The organism is Polaromonas sp., assembly GCF_018780625.1.
Classification (GTDB): Bacteria; Pseudomonadota; Gammaproteobacteria; order Burkholderiales; family Burkholderiaceae_C; genus Polaromonas.
Map to the genome: position 1 here is coordinate 1 of NZ_JADMJK010000043.1, position 20,787 is coordinate 20,787.

General features: G+C 64.0%; 20 protein-coding genes. 9 read left to right on the plus strand and 11 right to left on the minus strand.

The genetic code is table 11. The features are described 5' to 3' along the window. The first annotated feature begins 95 nt into the window (after positions 1-95). The 3 genes from IV091_RS03240 (at position 96) to IV091_RS03250 (ending at position 3,906) form a co-directional block, all read left to right on the plus strand. The gene (locus IV091_RS03240) at positions 96-377 is read left to right on the plus strand and encodes a hypothetical protein (protein WP_293465047.1); all 282 of its coding nucleotides are present in this window, start codon (positions 96-98) and stop codon (positions 375-377) included. 296 nt (positions 378-673) lie between these two features. Further along, on the plus strand, positions 674-3,127 hold the full coding sequence (locus tag IV091_RS03245; protein ID WP_293465049.1) for a type I restriction endonuclease subunit R: 2,454 nt from the start codon (positions 674-676) through the stop codon (positions 3,125-3,127). Further along, positions 3,124-3,906 carry a DUF3387 domain-containing protein gene (locus IV091_RS03250; RefSeq protein ID WP_293465051.1) on the plus strand — a complete coding sequence of 261 codons (783 nt, stop codon included), beginning with the start codon at positions 3,124-3,126 and terminating at the stop codon, positions 3,904-3,906. Before IV091_RS03245 ends, IV091_RS03250 begins: the two co-directional genes overlap by 4 nt. A gap of 69 nt (positions 3,907-3,975) precedes the next feature. Here IV091_RS03250 and IV091_RS03255 read toward each other — a convergent pair whose 3' ends face one another. The 4 genes from IV091_RS03255 to araD all read right to left on the minus strand — a co-directional run bounded on the left by IV091_RS03255 (position 3,976) and on the right by araD (position 8,782). Beyond that, positions 3,976-4,989 carry a LacI family DNA-binding transcriptional regulator gene (locus IV091_RS03255; protein WP_293465054.1) on the minus strand — a complete coding sequence of 338 codons (1,014 nt, stop codon included), beginning with the start codon at positions 4,987-4,989 and terminating at the stop codon, positions 3,976-3,978. A gap of 129 nt (positions 4,990-5,118) precedes the next feature. Beyond that, positions 5,119-6,102: a tripartite tricarboxylate transporter substrate binding protein gene (locus tag IV091_RS03260; RefSeq protein WP_293465057.1), complete on the minus strand. Its 984-nt coding sequence runs from the start codon at positions 6,100-6,102 to the stop codon at positions 5,119-5,121. A gap of 67 nt (positions 6,103-6,169) precedes the next feature. Continuing rightward, complete coding sequence (locus IV091_RS03265) at positions 6,170-6,886, minus strand: ribonuclease activity regulator RraA (RefSeq protein ID WP_293465059.1); 717 nt, start codon at positions 6,884-6,886, stop codon at positions 6,170-6,172. Between the two features lie 156 nt (positions 6,887-7,042). After that, positions 7,043-8,782 (minus strand): L-arabinonate dehydratase, encoded by a 1,740-nt coding sequence (gene araD, locus IV091_RS03270; protein WP_293465061.1) that lies wholly within the window; start codon positions 8,780-8,782, stop codon positions 7,043-7,045. A 114-nt stretch (positions 8,783-8,896) separates the two neighbouring features. On the opposite strand from araD, the gene IV091_RS03275 reads away from it, so the two are divergent. Further along, positions 8,897-9,601, plus strand: coding sequence for a GntR family transcriptional regulator (locus IV091_RS03275; protein WP_293465063.1), 705 nt, complete (start codon positions 8,897-8,899; stop codon positions 9,599-9,601). 27 nt (positions 9,602-9,628) lie between these two features. On the opposite strand, the gene IV091_RS03280 is transcribed toward IV091_RS03275, so the two are convergent. Genes IV091_RS03280 through IV091_RS03295 form a run of 4 tightly spaced genes read right to left on the minus strand, consistent with a single transcriptional unit; the run spans position 9,629 to position 12,667 of the window. Beyond that, positions 9,629-9,922 (minus strand): Dabb family protein, encoded by a 294-nt coding sequence (locus IV091_RS03280; protein ID WP_293465066.1) that lies wholly within the window; start codon positions 9,920-9,922, stop codon positions 9,629-9,631. Next, positions 9,916-11,388 (minus strand): aldehyde dehydrogenase (NADP(+)), encoded by a 1,473-nt coding sequence (locus IV091_RS03285; RefSeq protein ID WP_293465069.1) that lies wholly within the window; start codon positions 11,386-11,388, stop codon positions 9,916-9,918. The genes IV091_RS03280 and IV091_RS03285 overlap by 7 nt, the downstream gene beginning before the upstream one ends. Further along, a complete protein-coding gene (locus tag IV091_RS03290; RefSeq protein ID WP_293465071.1) occupies positions 11,385-11,867 on the minus strand; it encodes a nuclear transport factor 2 family protein in 483 nt (160 codons plus the stop codon). The genes IV091_RS03285 and IV091_RS03290 overlap by 4 nt, the downstream gene beginning before the upstream one ends. Beyond that, positions 11,864-12,667, minus strand: coding sequence for a ribonuclease activity regulator RraA (locus tag IV091_RS03295; protein ID WP_293465073.1), 804 nt, complete (start codon positions 12,665-12,667; stop codon positions 11,864-11,866). Before IV091_RS03295 ends, IV091_RS03290 begins: the two co-directional genes overlap by 4 nt. Positions 12,668-12,871: 204 nt before the next feature. Between IV091_RS03295 and IV091_RS03300 the strand changes: the two genes are divergently transcribed. Continuing rightward, positions 12,872-14,470 (plus strand): IclR family transcriptional regulator C-terminal domain-containing protein, encoded by a 1,599-nt coding sequence (locus IV091_RS03300; protein ID WP_293465075.1) that lies wholly within the window; start codon positions 12,872-12,874, stop codon positions 14,468-14,470. Positions 14,471-14,552: 82 nt separating this feature from the next. Here the strand turns inward: IV091_RS03300 and IV091_RS03305 are convergent, their stop codons facing one another. Beyond that, positions 14,553-16,784, minus strand: coding sequence for a sodium-translocating pyrophosphatase (locus IV091_RS03305; RefSeq protein ID WP_293465077.1), 2,232 nt, complete (start codon positions 16,782-16,784; stop codon positions 14,553-14,555). Between the two features lie 272 nt (positions 16,785-17,056). On the opposite strand from IV091_RS03305, the gene ppa reads away from it, so the two are divergent. From ppa to IV091_RS03325, 4 genes are all read left to right on the plus strand, one after another. Further along, positions 17,057-17,596: an inorganic diphosphatase gene (ppa, locus tag IV091_RS03310; protein ID WP_293465149.1), complete on the plus strand. Its 540-nt coding sequence runs from the start codon at positions 17,057-17,059 to the stop codon at positions 17,594-17,596. 168 nt (positions 17,597-17,764) lie between these two features. After that, positions 17,765-18,166 (plus strand): hypothetical protein, encoded by a 402-nt coding sequence (locus IV091_RS03315; RefSeq protein WP_293465079.1) that lies wholly within the window; start codon positions 17,765-17,767, stop codon positions 18,164-18,166. Positions 18,167-18,284: 118 nt separating this feature from the next. After that, entirely contained in the window at positions 18,285-18,632 is a 348-nt protein-coding gene (locus IV091_RS03320; protein ID WP_293465081.1) for an HPF/RaiA family ribosome-associated protein, read from the plus strand. A 127-nt stretch (positions 18,633-18,759) separates the two neighbouring features. Beyond that, positions 18,760-19,143: a DUF302 domain-containing protein gene (locus IV091_RS03325; RefSeq protein ID WP_293465082.1), complete on the plus strand. Its 384-nt coding sequence runs from the start codon at positions 18,760-18,762 to the stop codon at positions 19,141-19,143. Between the two features lie 75 nt (positions 19,144-19,218). On the opposite strand, the gene IV091_RS03330 is transcribed toward IV091_RS03325, so the two are convergent. Together IV091_RS03330 and IV091_RS03335 are read right to left on the minus strand one after the other, a co-directional pair. Then, entirely contained in the window at positions 19,219-19,554 is a 336-nt protein-coding gene (locus tag IV091_RS03330; protein ID WP_293465084.1) for a hypothetical protein, read from the minus strand. Between the two features lie 44 nt (positions 19,555-19,598). Beyond that, positions 19,599-20,780, minus strand: a complete 1,182-nt coding sequence (locus tag IV091_RS03335; protein WP_293465151.1) for a GNAT family N-acetyltransferase — start codon at positions 20,778-20,780, stop codon at positions 19,599-19,601. Between the last annotated feature and the right edge of the window lie 7 nt (positions 20,781-20,787).

Consider the following 20,787-nt stretch of genomic DNA (forward strand, 5'->3'; position numbering starts at 1 on the left):
CATCGTCGGGCGGACAGGCTCCTTGTTCAAGATGACTTTGCCACCCGCTTACGTTCAGGCGGATTCGTGATGGCAGCAACCCCGGCAACCAAAGTTTGCCGTTTGACATCGTGTTTGCCGATAAGAAGACCAATCTGACGGGACTGCAGCTGGCCGATTTGGTGGCGCGTCCATTAGGGGTGAACTACTTGCGGCCCGCCCAGGCGAACCAGGCGTTTGAGCTATTGAAGCGCAAGTTTTACTGCGATGGTGGGCGAACCCGGGTAGGCATGGGTTATGAAAACGTGGGGTTGATGATTTACCCACCCCAGAAAGCGAAAAGCCCCGATGAACCCACCGAGGCTATAACGCCGACCAGGAACCCCCAATCCACTTGAGCGTTATCTTAACCTAAGCGCGTGCAACAAGTAAAATTTTAGCCTCGTAGTCACTATGTTTTTGATAGCTAATTGATCAAATTCCACGTGGCCTACGTGCTGATTAGATTCTAAACGTTGAGGCCGGCCGAATGATTTTTGGCCAGTTTTTCCCCCTATTCAAGGGGGCGCTCGCGGCGACGCTTAATATGAAACAACTCTTTAACATCACCGGCATACATTCAAGAGTCCTTTCATACCGTGCAACGCACAACGAGCACATAAAACTTGACGCCTGAGAGGGCATCGCGAGCGCCATGACCGAAGACCAACTCGAACAGGAAACCCTGGCCTGGCTGCAAGACGTGGGCTACCGCCACGCCTACGGTCCCGAAATGGCGCCCGACGGCCGGGCGTCTGAACGCGACAACTTCCGGCAGGTGCTGCTGACAGGAAGGCTACGCGCGGCGATGGAGCGGCTGAACCCCGGTGTTCCGCCAGCGGCGCGGGACGATGCGCTCAAGCAGGTGCTGGACCTGGGCATTCCGGCGCTGTTGCCCGCCAACCGGCATTTCCACCGCCTGCTGGTGGCGGGCGTGCCGGTGCAGTACCAGACCCATGACGAAAGGGGCGGCGAGACGCGCGGCGACTTCGTGCGGCTGGTCGACTGGGCCGAGCCGGCGCGCAACGACTGGCTGGCGGTCAACCAGTTTTCGATTCGCGGCCCCAGGCACACGCGCCGGCCCGACATCATTTTGTTCATCAACGGCTTGCCGCTGGTGCTGATTGAGTTGAAGAACCCGGCTGAGCTGAATGCTGATGTGTGGAAGGCGTTTGACCAGATTCAGACCTACAAAGAGCAGATTCCCGATGTGTTCCAGACCAACGAGGTGCTGGTGATTTCGGACGGCACCGAGGCGCTGCTGGGCTCGCTCTCAAGCGACGCCGAGCGCTTCATGGCCTGGCGCACGATTGACGGCCTCACGCTGGACCCGCTGGGCGCGTTCAACGAGTTGCAGACGCTGGTGCGCGGCGTGCTGGCGCCCGCGTATCTGCTCGACTACCTGCGCTACTTCGTGCTGTTCGAGGACGACGGCACGCTGGTCAAGAAGATCGCCGGCTACCACCAGTTTCATGCGGTGCGGCTGGCGATTGGCCAGGTGGTCCAGGCGTCGCGCCCCGGCGGCAGCCAGAAAGGCGGCGTGGTCTGGCACACGCAGGGCAGCGGCAAGAGCATCACCATGACCTGCTTTGCCGCCCGCGTGATGCGGGAGCCGGCGATGGAAAACCCGACCCTGGTGGTGATTACCGACCGCAACGACCTGGACGGCCAGCTGTTTGGCGTGTTCAGCCTGGCGCAGGATTTGCTGCGCGAGCAGCCGGTGCAGGCGCGCACGCGGCAGGAATTGCGCACGCTGCTGGCGAAGCGGCCTTCGGGCGGCATCGTGTTTGCGACCATCCAGAAGTTCATGCCGGGGGAGGACGAAGACAGCTTTCCGACCCTGTCGGAGCGGCACAATATCGTGGTGATCGCCGACGAGGCGCACCGCACGCAATATGGCTTTGAGGCCAAGCTGAAAACCCGTAATTCAGCATCAAAAATGGCTTTAGCCCAAGCAGGTCGGGCGCTAATCGCTATGAATGGCGTAGCAACCGGCGATGGCCTGGCTACGGCCCACCGCGCCGAGTTGGCGCGGCCCGGGTACGCCGTGGAGCGCTACCAGTCCGGCTACGCGCAGCACCTGCGCGACGCGCTGCCCAATGCCACGTTTGTGGCGTTTACTGGCACGCCGGTCGCCAGCGCCGACCGCGACACGCGCGCCGTGTTTGGCGACTACATCCATGTGTATGACATGCAGCAGGCCAAGGAAGACGGCGCCACGGTGGCGATTTATTACGAGTCGCGGCTGGCCCGGCTGAGCCTGAAGGACGCGGACCTGGCGCAGCTTGATGAAGACGTGGACGAGCTGGCCGAAGACGACGAGGAAAGCCAGCAGGCCCGGCTAAAAAGCCGATGGGCCGCGCTGGAAAAGGTGGTGGGCGCCGAGCCGCGCGTGGCCAGCGTGGCCGCCGACCTGGTGGCGCACTTTGAGCAGCGCAACACCGCGCAGACCGGCAAGGCCATGGTGGTGACCATGAGCCGCGACATTTGCGTACACCTGTACAACGAGATCGTGCGGCTGCGGCCCGGCTGGCATGACGCCGACCCGGCGCTGGGCGCCATCAAGATCGTCATGACCGGCAGCGCCAGCGACAAGGCTTTGTTGCGACCGCACATCTACAGCCCGCAGACCCGGAAGCGGCTGGAAAAGCGCTTCAAGGACCCGGCCGACTCGCTGCGGCTGGTGATCGTGCGCGACATGTGGCTGACTGGCTTTGACGCGCCCTGCGTGCACACCCTGTATGTGGACAAGCCCATGAAGGGCCACAACCTGATGCAGGCGATTGCCCGCGTCAACCGCGTGTTCAGGGACAAGCAGGGCGGCCTGGTGGTCGACTACATCGGCATTGGCAACGAGCTGAAGGCGGCGATGCGTGAATACACCGCCAGCAAAGGCCGGGGCCGGCCGACGGTGGATGCGCACGAGGCGTTCAGCGTGCTGCTGGAAAAAATCGACGTGCTGCGCGCCATGCTGCACGGCTTTGACTACAGCGGATTTTTGACTGGCGGGCACAGGGTGCTGGCCGGCGCGGCCAACCATGTGCTGGGCCTCAAAACCGGCCCACGCGCGACGGCAAGAAGCGCTTTGCCGACACGGCGCTGGCCATGAGCAAAGCCTTCACCCTGTGCTGCACGCTGGACGAGGCAAAGGCGGTGCGCGAGGAAGTGGCTTTTTTGCAGGGCGTGAAAGTCATCCTGACGAAGAAGGATTTCAGCGGCCAAAAGCGTACCGATGAAACGCGCGAGCTGGCGATTCGCCAGATCATCAGCCAGGCCGTGGTGTCTGAGCGGGTGGTCGATATTTTTGACGCGGTGGGGCTGGACAAGCCCAACATCGGCCTGCTGGACGACGAATTTCTGGCCCAGGTGCAAAAGTTGCCCGAGAAAAATCTGGCGGTGGAGTTGCTGGAGCGGCTGCTTGAAGGCGAGATCAAAAGCCGCTTTGCCAGCAATGTGGTGCAGGACCGAAAGTTCTCCGAGATGCTGGCCAGCGTGATCGCCCGCTACCAGAACCGCTCGATTGAAACCGCGCAGGTGATGGAAGAACTGGTGGACATGGCCAAAAAGTTCCGCGAAGCGGCTGCGCGCGGGGAAACGCTGGGCCTGTCGGAGGACGAGGTGCGCTTTTACGACGCGCTGGCCAACAACGAATCGGCCGTGCGTGAACTGACCGATGAAACCCTGAAGAAAATCGCCCACGAACTGACGCAAAGCCTGCGGCAGAACCTGGGCGTGGACTGGTCGGAACGGGAAAGCGTGCGCGCCCGGCTGCGGCTGATGGTGAAGCGCATCTTGCGCAAATACAAGTACCCGCCGGACTTGCAGGATGCGGCGGTGGAACTGGTGCTGGCGCAGGCACAGGCGCTGGGCGAAAGCTGGGAGGCTTAGGCGCGCGGCCGCCCGGCTTCGCGGGAATGACAGGCAGGGATGGATGGTTTTTCCGGCTCTTTTCAGGCTTCAGGCACTTTCACGCTCGATGATCTGAAAGCCCAGGTCAATCACCTCGGGGTGGGGCACTTCTGCCGTGGCGGCGCCGTTCAAGCGCTGCAGCAGCACTTGCGCGGCCCGGCAGCCGAGTTCCCGCGACTGCACCCGCACGGTGGTGAGCGCCGGCACGCAGGCGGCGGCAATCGCCAGGTCTGAAAAGCCGACCACCGCCATGTCCTGCGGCACGCGCAGGCCACGGCGGTGGCATTCGAACAAGGCGCCCACGCCCAGCGTGTCGTTGCTGCAAAACACGGCCTGCAGCTGCGGGTTCAGCGCCAGCAATTCGGCCAGGCTCCGGGCGCCGTCTTCAATGGTGGAGGGCGGTGTAATCGGGGTCGCGGCTGTCACGCCCAGGCCCTCGGCCGTCAGGCGCTGGCGCAGCCCCTGCATGCGTTTGTCGGAGCGCACCTCTTCGGCACCAATGAACCCGATCTGCCGATGGCCGCACTGCAGCAGGTAGCCGGCTACCGCCTCGCCAATCAAGATATTTGAAAAACCCACCACCGTGTCGATCGGGTCGTCGGTCAGGTCCCAGATTTCGACCACCGGCAGGCGCAGGCGGCGCAGCCGTTCGCGCACTGAAGGCGCATGCACCACGCCGGTCAGCACCAGCCCGTCCACCTTGCGGCCCAGGAAGGCATCGACCAGGCCGGCTTCCTGGTCAACGTGATAGCCCGATTGCCCCAGCATCAGCTGGTAGCCGGCCGCACCCAGCGTTTCGGCCAGGCCGTCCATGGCGTCGGCAAACCAGGAATTGCACAGCGTGGGCACGATGGCGCCGATGATCCGGGAGCGCTTAGACGCCAGGCTGCCGGCCGTGAGGTTGGGCACGTAGCCCAGGCGCTCGATGGCGGCGCGCACGGCAGCGCGCGTGGCGGGCGACACCTTGTCGGGGTGGCTGAGCGCGCGCGAGACGGTGACGCGCGCCACGCCGGCTTCGCGTGCCACGTCTTCCATGCGGCTGATGTTCAGGGGAGGATTCAAGATGCCTTGATCCTACCGCCCAAAGGCCTTCTGCAGGAGCACCGCCGGGACTTTCAGTGCAGGACACCATGCCAGGCCCGTGGCGTTTAACCGTGCGCCCGGCGACGAAATTGTCCCTGGACTGCTGCTTTATTGGGACTTGATGCCGGCAGTCTTGATCACCTGGGTCCAGCGGGCTTCCTCGCTCTTGACAAAGGCGGCGTAGGGCTTGGCGCCTTGCTGCGGCACGACAAACCCTTGGGACTCCAGGCGCTGCCTGACGGACGGTGAGTTCATGGCCTGCACCATGGCGGCTTCGAGCTTGTCGATGATGGCCTGCGGCGTGCCCGTGGGCGCTGACAGGCCGGACCATGACAGCGCTTCAAAACCCTTGTAGCCCGACTCAGCGATGGTCGGCACGTCGGGATAAAGCGGATTGCGCTGGGCGCTGCTGACCGCCAGTGGGCGCAGTTTGCCGGCCTTGACGTGCTGCAGCGCCACATCCTGGTTGATGAACATCAGCTTGATCGTGCCGCCCAAAATGTCGGTCATCATCGGGCCGCCGCCACGGTAGGGAATGCCCAGCATGAAGATGCCGGCGGTCTGCTTGAACTGCTCCATCGCCATGTGGCCAGAAGCGGCCGGGGTGTAGCCGTAGTCCAGCTTGCCGGGGTTGGCCTTGGCGTGGTCGACCAGGTCCTTGAGCGTCTTGAATGGCGTGCTCGGGTGCACTACCAGTACGTTGGGGCCGGAGTGGACCTGCGAGATGTGGATGAAGTCGGTATTGGAGTTGTACTTGGGCAAAGGCTCCAGACCGTGGGCCACGGCGCTCTGGCCCACGCCGGTCTGAATCAATGTGTAGCCATCGGGCGCGGCCTTGGCGCCCCGCTCGGTGCCGATCACGCCGCCGGCGCCGCCGACGTTCTCGACGATGAAGGGCTGCTTGAGGATCTTGCCCAGTTCCTCGGCCAGGAGTCGGCCCATCACGTCGCTGGTGCCGCCGGCCGGAAACGGCACGATGATCTTGACCGGCTTGCTCGGGTAGTCGGACTGGGCCAGGGCTGAACCGCTGGTAGCTATGAAACCAATGGCTGCACAGGTAATGGTAGCGAGGGCTAAGCGTCTATTTGACATGAATTTGTCTCCTGTTGATGTGTGGTTGAACGTGGTTGAGCGGGGTGAAACTCGGGGGTAGGGTGCTTCAGCGTCCTTTGGCTTGGCGCCAAGCGGCGAAATCGTCCTTGGATTGCTGCTGGGTAGGCGGATACAGCCCGATGATGGGTCGGCCCTTGAGCACTTCCTCGGTCACGAAGTCTTCGAACGCGGTCATTTCCACCGCCTCGTCGGCAATCTCGTCGGCGAGGTGTGCCGGAATCACGAACACGCCCTCCTTGTCGCCCACGATCACATCGCCCGGGAACACCGCCACATCGCCGCAGCCAATCGGCACGTTGATGTCCAGCGCCTGGTGCAGCGTCAGGTTGGTCGGGGCCGAAGGGCGCTGGTGGTAGGTGGGGAAGGGCATGGCGGCCAGATCGGGCGAATCGCGAAAACCGCCGTCGGTGACGATGCCGGCGGCGCCGCGCACCATCAGGCGCGAAATCAGGATGGAGCCGGCCGAGGCGGCGCGCGCATCCTTGCGGCTGTCGATTACCATGACGGCGCCTTCGGGGCACTGCTCGACGGCGACGCGCTGGGGATGCCTGGGGTCCTGGAACACGCTGATCGGGTTCAGGTCTTCACGCGCCGGAATGTAGCGCAGCGTGAAGGCCTCGCCGACCATGGTCGGCAGGCTGGGGTTGACCGGGTGCACATCCTGGATGAACTGGTTGCGCAGGCCGCGCTTGAAGAGGGCCGTGCACAGCGTGGCGGTGCTGACGGTCTTGAGCTTGTCGCGGGTGGAGGGGCTAAGAGGCATGAAGGTCTTTCGTTTGTTGGGATGAGGTCAAAAATAACTTTCCTGTGTCATACCCGCGAAGGCGGGTATCCAGACTCGGTTGAATGTTTCAGCCCGTGTCGCTGGATTCCCGCCTTCGCGGGAATGACGAACGGGAAGTGCTTGCTTTGCACATCCTCAGTAAATGTCCGGCTCGCCGATGGGCGCGCCGAACGAGGTTTCAAGAAAATCAAAGTCGCAGCCGGTGTCGGCCTGCTGGATGTGGCGCGCGCTCATCCAGCCGTAGCCGCGCTCGAAGCGCTTGGGCGGCGCTGTCCAGGCGGCGCGGCGCAGCGCCAGTTCGTCGTCGCTGACTTCCAGGTGGATGCGCCGCGCCGGCACATCGACGGTGATCAGGTCGCCGGTCCTGACCAGCGCCAGCGGGCCGCCGATGTAGGCTTCGGGCGCGACGTGCAGGATGCAGGCGCCGTAGCTGGTGCCGCTCATGCGGGCGTCCGAGATGCGCAGCATGTCCTTGACGCCCTGCTTGACCAGCTTGAGCGGAATCGGCAACATGCCCCATTCGGGCATGCCGGGGCCGCCCTGGGGGCCGGCGTTGCGCAAGATCAGGATGTGGTCGGCGGTCACGTCGAGGTTCTCGTCATCCACGGCGGCCTTCATCGACGGGTAGTCGTCGAACACCAGCGCCGGGCCGGTGTGCTGGAAGAACTGCGGCGCGCAGGCGCTGGGCTTGATGACGCAGCCATCGGGCGCCAGGTTGCCGCGCAGCACGGCCAGCGCGCCTTCGGCATAAATCGGGTTGCTCAGGGGGCGGATCACGTCGTGGTTGTAGACCTCGGCGCCGACCAGGTTGTCGCCCAGGGGCTTGCCGGTCACGGTCAGCGCATCGAGCTTGAGGTGGTCTTTCAGCACGCTCATCATGCCGAGCATGCCGCCGGCGTAATAAAAATCTTCCATCAGGTAGGTGTCGCCGCTGGGCCTGATATTGGCAATCACCGGCACCTTGCGGCTGGCGGCGTCGAAGTCGTCCAGGCCCACGGCGCAGTGTTCGCCGGCGCGGCGCGACATGGCCACCAGGTGAATGATGGCGTTGGTCGAGCAGCCCATGGCCATGGCCACGGTGATGGCGTTCTCGAACGAGGCGCGCGAGAGCATCTTGGCGGGCGTCAGGTCTTCCCAGACCATGCCGACGATGCGGCGGCCGCATTCGGTGGCCATGCGGATGTGGTTGGAATCAACGGCGGGAATGGACGAGGCACCGGGCAGCGTCAAACCAATCGCTTCGGCAATGCCGGTCATGGTGCTGGCCGTGCCCATGGTCATGCAGTGGCCGTGGCTGCGCGCAATGCCGCCTTCAACTTCCAGCCATTGCGTCGCGTTGATCTTGCCGGCGCGGCGCTCGTCCCAGTACTTCCAGGTGTCCGAGCCCGAGCCCAGCACCTTGCCCTTGACGTTGCCGCGCAGCATCGGGCCGGCGGGCATGTAGATAAAGGGCACGCCGGCGCTCAAGGCGCCCAGCACCAGGCCGGGCGTGGTCTTGTCGCAACCGCCCATCAGCACCGCGCCGTCAATCGGGTGGCTGCGCAGCAATTCCTCGACATCCATCGCCAGCATGTTGCGGTAGAGCATGGTGGTCGGCTTGACGAGTGACTCGGACAGCGACAGCGCCGGCAGTTCCAGCGGAAAACCGCCGGCCTGCAAGACGCCGCGCTTGACATCTTCGACGCGCTGCTTGAAGTGGCCGTGGCAGGTGCCGATGTCGCTCCAGGTGTTGAGGATGGCGATGACCGGCTTGCCTTCCCAGTCTTGCGGGCCGTAGCCCAGCTGCATCACGCGCGAGCGGTGGCCGAAGGAGCGGACATCGTCGGGAGCGAACCAGCGCGCGCTGCGCAGTTCTTCGTAGGTTTTCTTCGTCATGAGCTTGTCATCCGGTTCAGGTTCAAATTCTGGAAGAAATTAAAGCACTAATATATTAGTGTGTCAATGCTATGATTTACCCTGATCCACCTTCCATCCACACCTGAAGACCGCATGAATGCCCTAGCGAAAGTTGCTCCGCTCAAGCTGGACCGCACCCGCCAGTCGGCGCCCCAGGTTTTTGAAGCTTTGCGTGAACTGATTGTTTCGGTTCAGCTGGAGCCCGGAACTGTGCTGCAGCGCGCCGAACTGGCGGAACACTTTGGCATCAGCCAAACCCCGATCCGCGATGCCTTGATGCGGCTGGGCGAAGAGCAGCTGGTGGACATCTTTCCCCAACACGCCACGGTGGTGAGCCGCATTGATTTGTCGGCGGCCTTGCAGGCGCATTTTTTGCGGCTGGCGATTGAGCTGGAAATCCTGAAGACACTCTGTGAATTACCGGATGCGGAGCACCGCGCGCTGGTGCAGCGTTTGAACGCGAGCCTGGCGGTGCAGGACGCCGCGCTCAACCCGCTGGATGTTCCGAGACTGGCTCTGGCCGACCAGGCTTTTCACCAGGAAATGTACGAGGCCGCCAGGGTGGGCCCGCTCTGGGCTCTGGTGCGCAAGCAAAGCGGGCACGTCGACCGGTTGCGCCGCCTGAATTTGCCGGACGAAGGCAAGCCCCAGGCGATTGTGCGGGACCACCGGGCCATCGTCGAAGCCATCGTCCACAAGGACGGACCCGCTGCGCAACAGGCCTTGCGCCAGCATTTGGCCGGAACACTGGCCTTTGTCGATGACATCAAGCGGCGCTTTCCGGCGTGGATCGTTTAGCCCGCTCCGGTCCGATCCACGCTTGTGCTAAACGGTGTAGTCCACCGCCGCCCACTCAAAATAAGGCTTCAGGTCGGCAATCAGCGCCTGGTGCAGCGGGTGAAACAGGTAGCCGTTGAGGGCTTGCGCATCGTCCACGGCCGACTCCAGCACATAGCCCCAGCTGATGGGCCGGGCCAGTTCATTGGCTGACAAGCGCCAGCTTCGGATCCCGTCGATCTGGCTGCCCAGCGCGTCCATGCGGGAAATCAGCGCGGCTTCCAGTGCCTCATCGGCGGGCACGTCTACCCTGCGGCGAAACATCACGATGTGGTTCAGCATGGCTGGCCCTTGCGCGCCAGCAGCCAGGCGGGCGCGTCCTGCAAGGCCACCGGGCGCAGGAAGCGGTCCATGGCCGAGTCGCCGACCGAAGTCGTCATGGGCTGGGTGGACGACGGCCATGGGCCGCCATGCTGCTGCGCCGCCGTCACCGCCACGCCTGTCGGCACGCCGGCAAACAGCACGCGTCCGGCAATCGCCATGGCGCCGCGTACCAGGGCGCGGGTGTCTGCAGACTCGTCTTCAGCACCCCAGAGCGTCACCGTCAGGCTGCCGCCCACGGCCTGCAGCACCTGCAGCACCTCGGCGACCGAGTTGGCCCGAACGATCAGGCTGGAAGGGCCAAACACTTCTTCGCGCAGTTCTGCCGTGGCCATGAAATTTGCCGCATCGACTTGCGCCAGGAAAGGCCGGGGTGCCTCGGGCGTGCCGGCTTGCTGCAGCAGCGGACGGGCGCCTGCGCCCACCATGTGTTCAACGCCGGCGTCAAAGGCCTGGCGCATGCCGGGCGTCAGCATCGCATGCGGAGTCTGGGCGGTGAGCGCCGTGGTGAGCTGCGCTACAAACGCATCGCTTTCGGGGCCGTTGATCAGCACGATCAGGCCGGGGCTGGTGCAGAACTGGCCGCAGCCCATGCTGATGGAGCCGGCCAAAGTTGCGGCCAGCTCGGCGCCTTTGGCGGCCAGCAGGGCGGGCAGGGCGATGACGGGGTTGGTCGAGCCCAGCTCGCCGTAAAAAGGAATCGGGCGCGGACGCGCATTGGCAACCGCCTGGAGGGCAGAGCCACCGCGGGTCGAGCCGGTGAAGGCGCCAGCCGCTATCGCCGGGTGCTGCACCAGGCGCACGCCCACGTCGTTGCCGCCGCCCTGGATCATGCTGATCAGCCCGGCGGGCAGGTTCTGCGCTTTCAGCACTTGCTGCACCAGACCGATGACGCGGTTGGAAAGCAGCAAATGGCCGGTATGGGCCTTGACCACCACCGGGCAACCGGCCGCCAGCGCCGAGGCGGTGTCGCCGCCCAGCACCGAAAACGCAAACGGGAAGTTGCTGGCCGAGAACATGGCAACCGGGCCCAGCGGCACGCGCTGGCGCACCATGGCCGGGTGGCCTGCGGGCGGGCCGCCGGCCACCGCCGGGTCATCCAGAAACTCAAAGGGAACACCGCGTTTGGCGATGTCGGCAAAGCGGCGCAGCTGGAATGCGGTGCGGTCCAGTTCGCCGTTCAGGCGCGCGGAGCCGAGGCCGGTTTCTTCATCGGCCAGGGCGACCAGGCCTTCGCGGTCGGACTCCAGGGCGCCGGCCAGGCCGCGCAGCAGGGCAGCACGCGTGGCGCCATCGCTCGATGACCAGTCGGCAAAGGCCGCGCCGGCGGCGCTGGCGCAGGCATCCACCTGTTCCGGGGTGGAGGCGTACAGCCGGGCGCCAAGGGCCTGGCCCGTGCGGGCGTTGATTGATTGCAAAGTCTTCATGTTTGTTTCCAGTTCAGGTGATAGCCGCGACCAGCATAGTCAAACTCGACCAGCTCACCCATGTGGGTGCTACCTACTTGCGGCAGTTCGGCCGTGTCCTTGACGGCAGGCGAGGCGTAGTAGGCCCGGATTTCCTTGATCAGTCCGGTGGCATCATCGAACACATACCACTCATCGCCGCGCTGGGCGGTGCCAGTCTTGCGTTTCCAGTGCGTCCATTCGATGACGGCCTCGTTCGAATCGTGGCTGACCAGCACTTTTTCGATGGTCCATTGGGAGTCGAGGTTTTCGACGCACCAGAGCCATTTCCTGGCGATGGTGTCGGCGCTGCGCCAGGGAATCTCGGGCAGGCCGGGCGGGAAGTAGTGAATCGCGTCGGGTGTGAAGCAGCGCATCAGCGCGCCGTAGTCTGCGGCGTTGCAGGCGTCGAAATAGCGGCGAATCAGCGCTTCGTGCGGGTGCATGTCGGGTGTGTTCATGGGAGGTCCCTGGCGGGTTCGGCCGGGGCAATCACGGGGCGGCCGGCGCCCACCCAGCCTTCATGCGCGGCGCGCGTCTCGGGGCTGGGCGGGTACAGGCCCCAGAGCTTTTCGCCGGCCTGCACGCGCAGGGCCAGATAGGCTTCGAGGTCGTCCTGCACTTCGCACAGGTCGGCCATTTCTTCGGCGCAGTGAGCCGGAATCACGGTGATGTTGTCGCCGTCGCCATGGATCACGTCGCCCGGGTAAATGGCCACGCCGGCGCAGCCAATCGGCACCTGCAGGTCGGCCACATGGTGGTAGGACAAGCGCGTGGTGGCGGTCACGCCGCCGCTCCAGACCGGGAAGTCCATGGCTGACAGCTCGGTGCCGTCGCGAAACGCGCCGTCAGTCACCACGCCCCGGGCGCCGCGCATCATCATGCGGGTGATCAGCATGTTGCCCATGGACGCGGCGGCCGGGTTGCGGTTGCTGTCGATGACCACGACCTCGCCGGGCCGGACCTGCTCGACGCCGACCCACTGCAGGTTGTTGATGTGCGGCTCGGTGGTCAGGGTGGCGTAGGTGTCGATGTCTTCGCGCGCCGGAATGAAGCGCATGGTGTAGGCGCGGCCGGCAAAGGCCTTCATCTTTTTGTTCTGCGGCGTGAGACCCACCAGCACCGGCTGGCGATAACCTTTCTTGAAGAGCTGCGTGGTCAGCGAGCCGCTGGTGACTTTGGCAAGGCGGTCCAGTACCGCGTCGGGCACAAAAACCGGTGCCGGGCGAATGGGCGTGGGGGTGATTTCGGCGCTGCTCATGGCGTTTCCTTGGTGCGGGTGTCGAAGGGGCGGAAATTCAGTCATTCCCGGGGGTGTCTCAAAAAGTGGGACGGCGGGTTCAAGTCATTGAATCCAGATCGTGCTGAAATGGCATGCCGGCAATGTTAAATAAATGGGGTCTTGTTGCCAACCCGGGTGGTTTGGGGTCTGGTCTGCTTGTCCCACATACTGGAAACGAATGCGATGAAATCCAACATGGGTGATGGAACGGCCTCGCTGGAAAAGGCGATGGACATTCTGGATGCGCTGGGAAGTTCCCCGCAGGGCTTGAGCCAGGTTGAACTGTCAAAACGACTGGATCTGCCGCGCACCACGCTGTACCGCCTGCTGGCCACGCTGGTGGCGCGCGGCATGGTCAGGCGCGACCCCTTGCGCCGGGTTTACTGCCTGGGCTTTCGCTGCTTTGAGCTGGCCCGCAGCGCCTACGCCATGCCCGACCTCTCGGCTGCGGCGGGCGTGGAACTCAGGGCGCTGCGCGATCTGACCGGCGAGACGTCTTACCTGGCCACGCTGGACGGGCTGGAGGTGTTGTCGCTGGAACGCTGTGACGGCGCCCACAGCCAGCGCTCGCAGTCGGCCATGGGCCAGCGCAAGCCGCTGCATTGCACCAGCCAGGGCAAGGCGATTTTGTCGGCGCTGGACGACAGCGCCCGCGATGCCCTGCTGCAGGGCATCACCCTGAAGGCCTTGACGCCGCGCACCATCACCGACCGGCGCCGGCTGCAGGCCGAACTCAAGATCACCGCCGCGCGGGGCTGGTCGGTTGATGACGAGGAAATCGTGCCAGGCGTGCGCTGCGTCGGCGCGCCGGTGGTGGACGCCGCCGGCAAGGTGCGCGGCGCGATCAGTGTGGCGGGCCCGGCCTACCGCATGACCATGGAGCGGGTGCAGGGCCTGGGGCCGGAAGTGGCCGAGGCGGCGCGGCGCGTGGGGGCGCAGCTGTCGGTTCATTTTCCGGCCCAGGCCGCCGCCGAACCGCGCGTGGTGAACGGGCCGTGGGCTTTTCAGGGGGAGTTCGCACGCTGGAGCGCCGCGCATGGCGGGCTGTTCTGGGCTGACAGCCTGGCGCCGTCCGTGCGCCTGTATGACGGCCAGCAGGACCGCGACGTGGCGGTGTTTGATGCGCCGCTGACGGCGCTGGTGGTGTGGCAGGCGGCGCTGCTGGTGGGCAGCCAGGGCGGCTACTGGCGCATTGACCAGCCGGCCAGCGCTGCACCCGAGGTTCGTGCGCTGCAGCCCTGGCCCTCGGGCGTGCCGTCAGCCCTGTGCGCTGACCCGTCGGGCGGTTTGTGGGCTTGTGAGCAGCGCGGGGCGGGGCGCTGGCGGGTGGGTCCCTGGTCTGACGTACCTGAAAGCCTGCCGGATTGCAGCTGGACGCTCGGTGAGTCGCTGGACGCGCTGGCCTGGGACAGCACCGGGCAGTTGCTGTATGGCCTGTCGCGCGAATCGGGGGTGATCTTGCTGATGCAACGCGGGCAAGCTTCAGTTCGCCGGCTGGCCACGGTGCCCAAAGGCTCGGGCCGTTTGAGCGGCCTGGCGGTGGACGCCAACGGCGGCGTCTGGACCGCCTTGCAGGATGGCTGGAGTGTGGTCAGGTTTTCGTCCGATGGCAACCAGGACCGGGTGATTGGCCTGCCGGTTCCTTGCCCGAGCGATGTGGCTTTGGGCGGGGAGGGTCTGGACACCTTGTATGTGACCAGCGCGCGCCAGGCCGTTTCCCTGGAGTCGTTGGGCAATGCGCCCTTGTCCGGACGGCTGTTTTGCATTGAGGCGGCCGAATAAGTAGCGCCGCACCCCGCCGGGTGGCCATTCTGAACAAGAAAACCCCGCCGAAGCGGGGTATGAGAGATCAGCTTTTGGGGTGTTACCTGGAAGCCGCCGGCACCGGCGTTGTAACGCCCGAAGCATCGGGTGCCTGCGTCGGGGCTGGTGTTGGCATGGCAGGCACGGTCGGGCTGGCGGGCGCGCTGATGGCGGTGGGCGCCGCCGTGGGGACTGACGGCGCGGCTGCGGCTTCGCCAGCATGGAACTTCATCATCAGCGGCACGATCAGCAGCGCCACGATGTTGATGATCTTGATCAGCGGGTTGATGGCCGGGCCGGCCGTGTCCTTGTAGGGGTCGCCCACGGTGTCGCCGGTGACCGCGGCCTTGTGCGCGTCCGAGCCCTTGCCGCCGTGGTGGCCGTCTTCAATATACTTTTTGGCGTTGTCCCAGGCGCCGCCGCCGGTACACATGGAAATCGCCAGGAAGATGCCGGTCACGATGGTGCCCATCAGCAGGCCGCCCAGCGCCTTGGGGCCCAGCAGCAGGCCGACCAGGATTGGCACCACCACCGGCAGCAGGCTGGGGATGATCATTTCCTTGATCGCCGCTGTCGTCAGCATGTCGACCGCGCGGCCGTATTCGGGCTTGGCCGTGCCTTCCATGATGCCGGCGATCTCCTTGAACTGGCGGCGCACTTCGACCACCACGGCGCCGGCGGCGCGGCCCACGGCTTCCATGGCCATGGCGCCGAACAGGTAGGGAATCAGCCCGCCGATGAACAGGCCAACGATCACCATCGGGTCGCTCAGGTCAAAGCTGATGGCGCGGCCATAGCTTTCGAGCTTGTGGGTGTAGTCGGCAAACAGCACCAGCGCGGCCAGGCCGGCTGAGCCTATCGCGTAACCCTTGGTCACGGCCTTGGTGGTGTTGCCCACGGCGTCGAGCGGGTCGGTTACGGCGCGCACTTCAGGCGGCATGTCGGCCATCTCGGCGATGCCGCCCGCGTTGTCGGTGATGGGACCGTAGGCGTCGAGCGCCACGACAATGCCGGCCATGCTGAGCATGGAGGTTGCGGCAATCGCAATGCCGTAAAGACCGGCCAGATTGAACGACACCAGGATGGCGATGCAGACAAACACCACGGGCCAGGCCGTGGAGCGCATCGACACGCCCAGGCCGGCAATGATGTTGGTGCCGTGGCCGGTGGTGGACGCCTGCGCGATGTGCTTGACCGGCGCGTACTGCGTGCCGGTGTAGTACTCGGTCACCCAGACCAGCGCGGCCGTCAGCACCAGTCCAACGGCGCAGGCGCCGAACAGCTTCATCTGGCTGCCGCTGGCCGTAATGGCGTTGTCGGGCATCAGCCACAGCGTGACGAAGTAAAACGCGATCAGCGACAGAATGCCCGCCACCGCCAGGCCTTTGTACAGGGCCGGCATCACGTTGGTCATGCCCGGCGAGGCCTTGACGAAGAAGCAGCCGATGATGGATGCGATGATGGACACGGCGCCCAGCGCCATTGGGTACAGCACGGCATTGACCGGCGCGGCGCTGACCAGCAGCGCGCCCAGCACCATGGTGGCAATCAGCGTGACCGCATAGGTTTCAAACAGGTCGGCCGCCATGCCGGCGCAGTCACCAACGTTGTCGCCCACGTTGTCTGCAATCACGGCCGGGTTGCGCGGGTCGTCTTCCGGGATGCCGGCTTCGACCTTGCCCACCAGGTCAGCGCCGACGTCGGCGCCCTTGGTGAAAATGCCGCCGCCCAGCCGCGCAAAGATGGAAATCAGCGACGAGCCAAACGCAAAGCCGATCAGCGGGTTGAGCAGATCGGCCAGCTTGGTGGTCGGGGTGTAGTTGCCGTTGCCCACCAGAAACCAGTAAAAACCGCTGACGCCCAGCAGCCCCAGCCCGACCACCAGCATGCCGGTGATGGCGCCGCCGCGAAAGGCGACGTCCAGCGCCGGGCCAATGCCGCGCGTGGCCGCCTGCGCGGTGCGCACGTTGGCGCGCACCGAGACGTTCATGCCGATGAAGCCGCAGGCCCCCGACAGCAGCGCCCCCACCACAAAGCCAAACGCGGTCTTGCCGTCCAGAAAGACGCCAATCAGCACCGCCAGGATGACGCCCACGAGGGTGATGGTTTTGTACTGCCGGGCCAGGTAGGCGGCGGCGCCTGTCTGGATGGCCTCTGCAATTTCCTGCATGCGCGCATTGCCGGCGTCCTGGGCAAGAATCCAGCTGCGGGCCCAGATGCCGTAAAGTACCGCGATGAGTCCGCACGCGAGCGCAAGAATGAGCGCCCACATGGGTGCTGAGTTGGCTGTCATAAAGTTCCTCTACGTTATTTTTAGCTTGGAGGAGGGCGCCACGCTAGCGGCACCTCCGCTGCGTTGCTTCCTCGTTGCTCACGCAGAGACGATTGGCCAACCCGCGAAATTTAACGCCAAAACCTGAGCAATGGGGGCTCCGTAAGGTCTGAATCAGTAAAATGCGGGTAAATACCGAGCAAGCAGCCTTGGGCAAGCCCGTGCAGTCCGCCAGCGACGACCCTGAGCTTTCTCTTCCGATCAACGCCTTTTTTACCAACTCCAAAGCGACCATGTCTCTATCTAAAGTTACCCCCGGCAAAAACGCGCCGGAATCCTTCAACGTGATCATCGAGATCCCGATGAACGCCGACCCGGTGAAGTACGAGGTGGACAAGGAGTCCGGCGCGATTTTCGTGGACCGCTTCATGAGCACCTCCATGCACTATCCGTGCAACTATGGCTATGTGCCCCAGACCCTGAGCGGCGACGGCGACCCGGTCGATGTGCTGGTGATTACCCCGGTGCCGCTGATTCCTGGCGTGGTCGTGACCTGCCGGGTCATCGGCATCCTGAAGATGACCGACGAAGCCGGTGAAGACGGCAAGGTGCTGGCCGTGCCCATCGACAAGAAGTGCTCGCTCTACACCCACTGGCAAAAACCGGAAGACATGAACCCGTTGCGCCTGAAAACCATCGCCCATTTCTTTGAACACTACAAGGATCTGGAAGAGGGCAAGTGGGTCAAGATCTCGGGCTGGGAAGGTCCGGAATCGGCCAAGAAGGAAATTACCGACGGCATCGCCAACTACGCTGCCGCCAGCAAGGCTTGAGCCTTCGCGTCATATAGTTGATGCGCAGCTATAAAAAGTAGCGCGAAAACTGTCAAAAAGCGCCTCCGGCCCGGTCCGCAGGCGCTTTTTTCATGGCCTTCCGGTGCGGCCGGCGGGTGCTTGCTGCAACCATGGTAGGGTGACATTATTTCTTGAAAGGGCGGTTCAATGGCTATAGGCTGGCTGACTGTTTTGCAGAGCGTTCCCTGGAGCGACGTTGTCCGCAATGCGCCCAAGGTCGCGGTGGGTGCCAAGAAGTTGTGGAACTCGGTCGGGAACAAACCACCGTCAGGCGCCCATCCGGCGGCTGATGCGCCCGCCGCTGTCACACCTGGCGTCCAGTCCGTTTCTGCGCTGGCGTTGCGCTTGCGCGATCTGGAAGCCGATGCGGCTGACCTGCAATTCCAGATAGTGGCGTCTTCCGAGGTGATCAAGGCGCTTGCAGATCAGAACACGCAGCTGGTTATTCGCGTGGACACGCTGCGCGTTCGCATGCTGTGGCTGGCCGGCGCGCTGGCGGTGCTTGGCCTGGCGTGCGGTGCCACTCTCTTTTTACTCCTGATGCGCTGACGGCGGGTGTGGGTATTGGGGGTGGCGATGGCTTTGGGTTAGGATGAACATTCAAGCGTAGTCGGCACGCCTTGGGCGGCGAACACGCATCCTTGTTTGCACACCAGGAGATCGCAATATGCAAATCCAAGTCAACGCTGACAAAAATATCGAGGGTGGCGAGCGCCTGACCCAATACGTCAAGACGGCTGTAGATGCAAAGCTGCACCGTTTTGTCGCGCAAATTACCCGTGTGGAAGCGCACTTGAGCGACGAGAGCGGTCACAAGACCCATGGCGACGACAAGAAGTGCGTCCTGGAGGCCCGACCTGCGGGCCGCAACCCCATTGCCGTGACGCACCTGGCCGCGACGCTCGACCAGGCCATCACCGGGGCCGTCGACAAACTCGAACGCGTGCTGGACAGCACCTTCGCCCAACTGAACAGCACCAAGAGCGTGCCTGCCCCTACCCCCGTGGATGACTGAAGCCCTGGGTGCCCATGCCTGGACGACTTGCGATTGCTGACCTTGCTCGCCGCTTTGGCGGGATCATCCGGCAGCAAGGCGGTTTTTCAAGGCCTTAAACCCATTCACACACTCACAGAGAGAACGCATGTACTACATTGTTGAAACCAATAAATCCTTCGAGCAGGCATCGACCGACCTTGACGCGGCAGTGAAACGCCACGAGTTCGGCGTCCTGCATATTCACGATCTGGGCGCCACCCTTCGCAGCAAAGGCATCGCCTTTGAGGAGCAGTGCCGGGTGTTTGAAGTCTGCAACCCGGCCCAGGCGGCTAAAGTCCTGTCCACCGACATGCGCCTGAACATGGCACTGCCGTGCCGGATTTCCGTGTACACGGAGAAAGGCAAGACGAAGCTGGGCTTGATCACGCCCGTGAAAATGCTCTCGTCACTGTCCCAGGACCCGGCCTTGCTGGAAGTGGCCAAAGAGGTGGAAGAAAAAACCATCCAGATGGTTGACGAGGCGAAATGAACGCTTGCCGCTGAACTGAAACCGGTTCAGCACCTCTCGGGGCCTCCGGGGGGCCGACAAGCCCGCTAGCGTGCGCTAAACAGAGATCACAAAGCGCACCTCGTCCATGTTGCCGCTCGTGTTGAGCGGCTTCAGGGCGGTCATGATGGCCCGGCCTTCGGCGTTTTCCCACAGCGCAATCACCTCAAGCTCGGCGCCAGATTCGGCGTCTGTGCGCTCTCGGGCCGGCAGGCCTTCGATCAGTGAGCGCGCCAGCATGCAGGCCTGCAGCGTGGGCAGCACGCATTCGGGGCCACCCACACCAAATTCCAGAGCCATGCGAAACCGCAGTTCTGCGGCGCTGCGCTCATCGGTGCTGAGGCCGGTGGCGCCAACCATTTTGACGGTATAGGGTTGTGGGGGTTCGATCATGAGGTGGTGGGTGTGTTGTTTGGGGATGGGGTGAGAGAAGCAGGTCAAGCCAGGCTGGCCTTGAAGGGGCTGCGCTTTTCCAGATCGTCCAGGTAATTGGCAATGCCTTCGCCTTCGCGGGCCAGATAGCGCTCGACCGCATCGGCAAACGCCGGGTGCGCCAGCCAGTGGGCGCTGGTGGTTTTGACGGGCAGCAGCGCACGCGCCATTTTGTGCTCGCCCTGGGCACCGCCTTCAAAGCGCTGAAAGCCATGCGCGATGCACCACGCCAGCGGCTGGTAGTAGCAGGCCTCAAAGTGCAGGCAGTCGACACGCTCCAGCGCGCCCCAGTAGCGGCCATACGCGGTGCGAACCTCGTTTTTGGAGTCAAATTGGCCTTCAGCGCCGGCCTGACTTGCGCTGATAGCGATCAAACTGCTGGCAATCGGCACGCCGTCTCGTTCTGCCACGAACAGCAGCCAGTTCTCGGGCATGGTGGTTTGCATGCGCTCAAAGAAGTTGCGGCTCAGATAAGGCGCGTTGCGGTGTTCGTAATAGGTGCGCGCATAACACTGGTAGAAAAAGTCCCAGTCGGCGTTGCAGATGTTCGTGCCTTGCGACGAGCGAAACGTGATGCCCGCATCCAGCACCTTGCGTCGCTCCTGGCGAATTTTCTTGCGCTTTTCCTGGCTCAGCGACATCAGGAAATCGTCGAAGTCGCGGTAGCCTGACGGTGGGGCGGTCCAGTGAAACTGCACCGTGTGGCGCAGCATCAGGCCGGCCTCTTCGCAGGCGGCCACATCCTCATCCGTCGTGAACAGCAAGTGCAGCGACGACAGCCCTTCTTGCTCGCACCATGCCACCACCGCCTTGATCAACTGCGTGCGCTCGGCGGCGTTGCGCGCCAGCAGGCGGGCGCCCGGCACCGGTGTAAAGGGCACAGCCACCACGGCCTTGGGGTAGTAGGCCAGGCCATTCTGCTGGTAGGCGTTGGCCCAGGCGTGGTCAAACACGTATTCGCCGTAGGAATGGTCCTTGAGATACAGCGCGCAGGCGCCCGCCAGCGTGTCCCCCTGCCAGAGCGTGACGAAGCGCGGCGTCCAGCCGGTTTCGGGCGTGGCGCTGCCGCTGCTGTGCAGGGCGGCCAGGTACTCGTGGCGCATGAAGGGGTTCATGCCTTGGGGCGCGCCTTGCATGGCCAGCAAGCCGTTCCAGGCTGCACCGTCCACCGCCAGCGGCGAATCCATCACACGG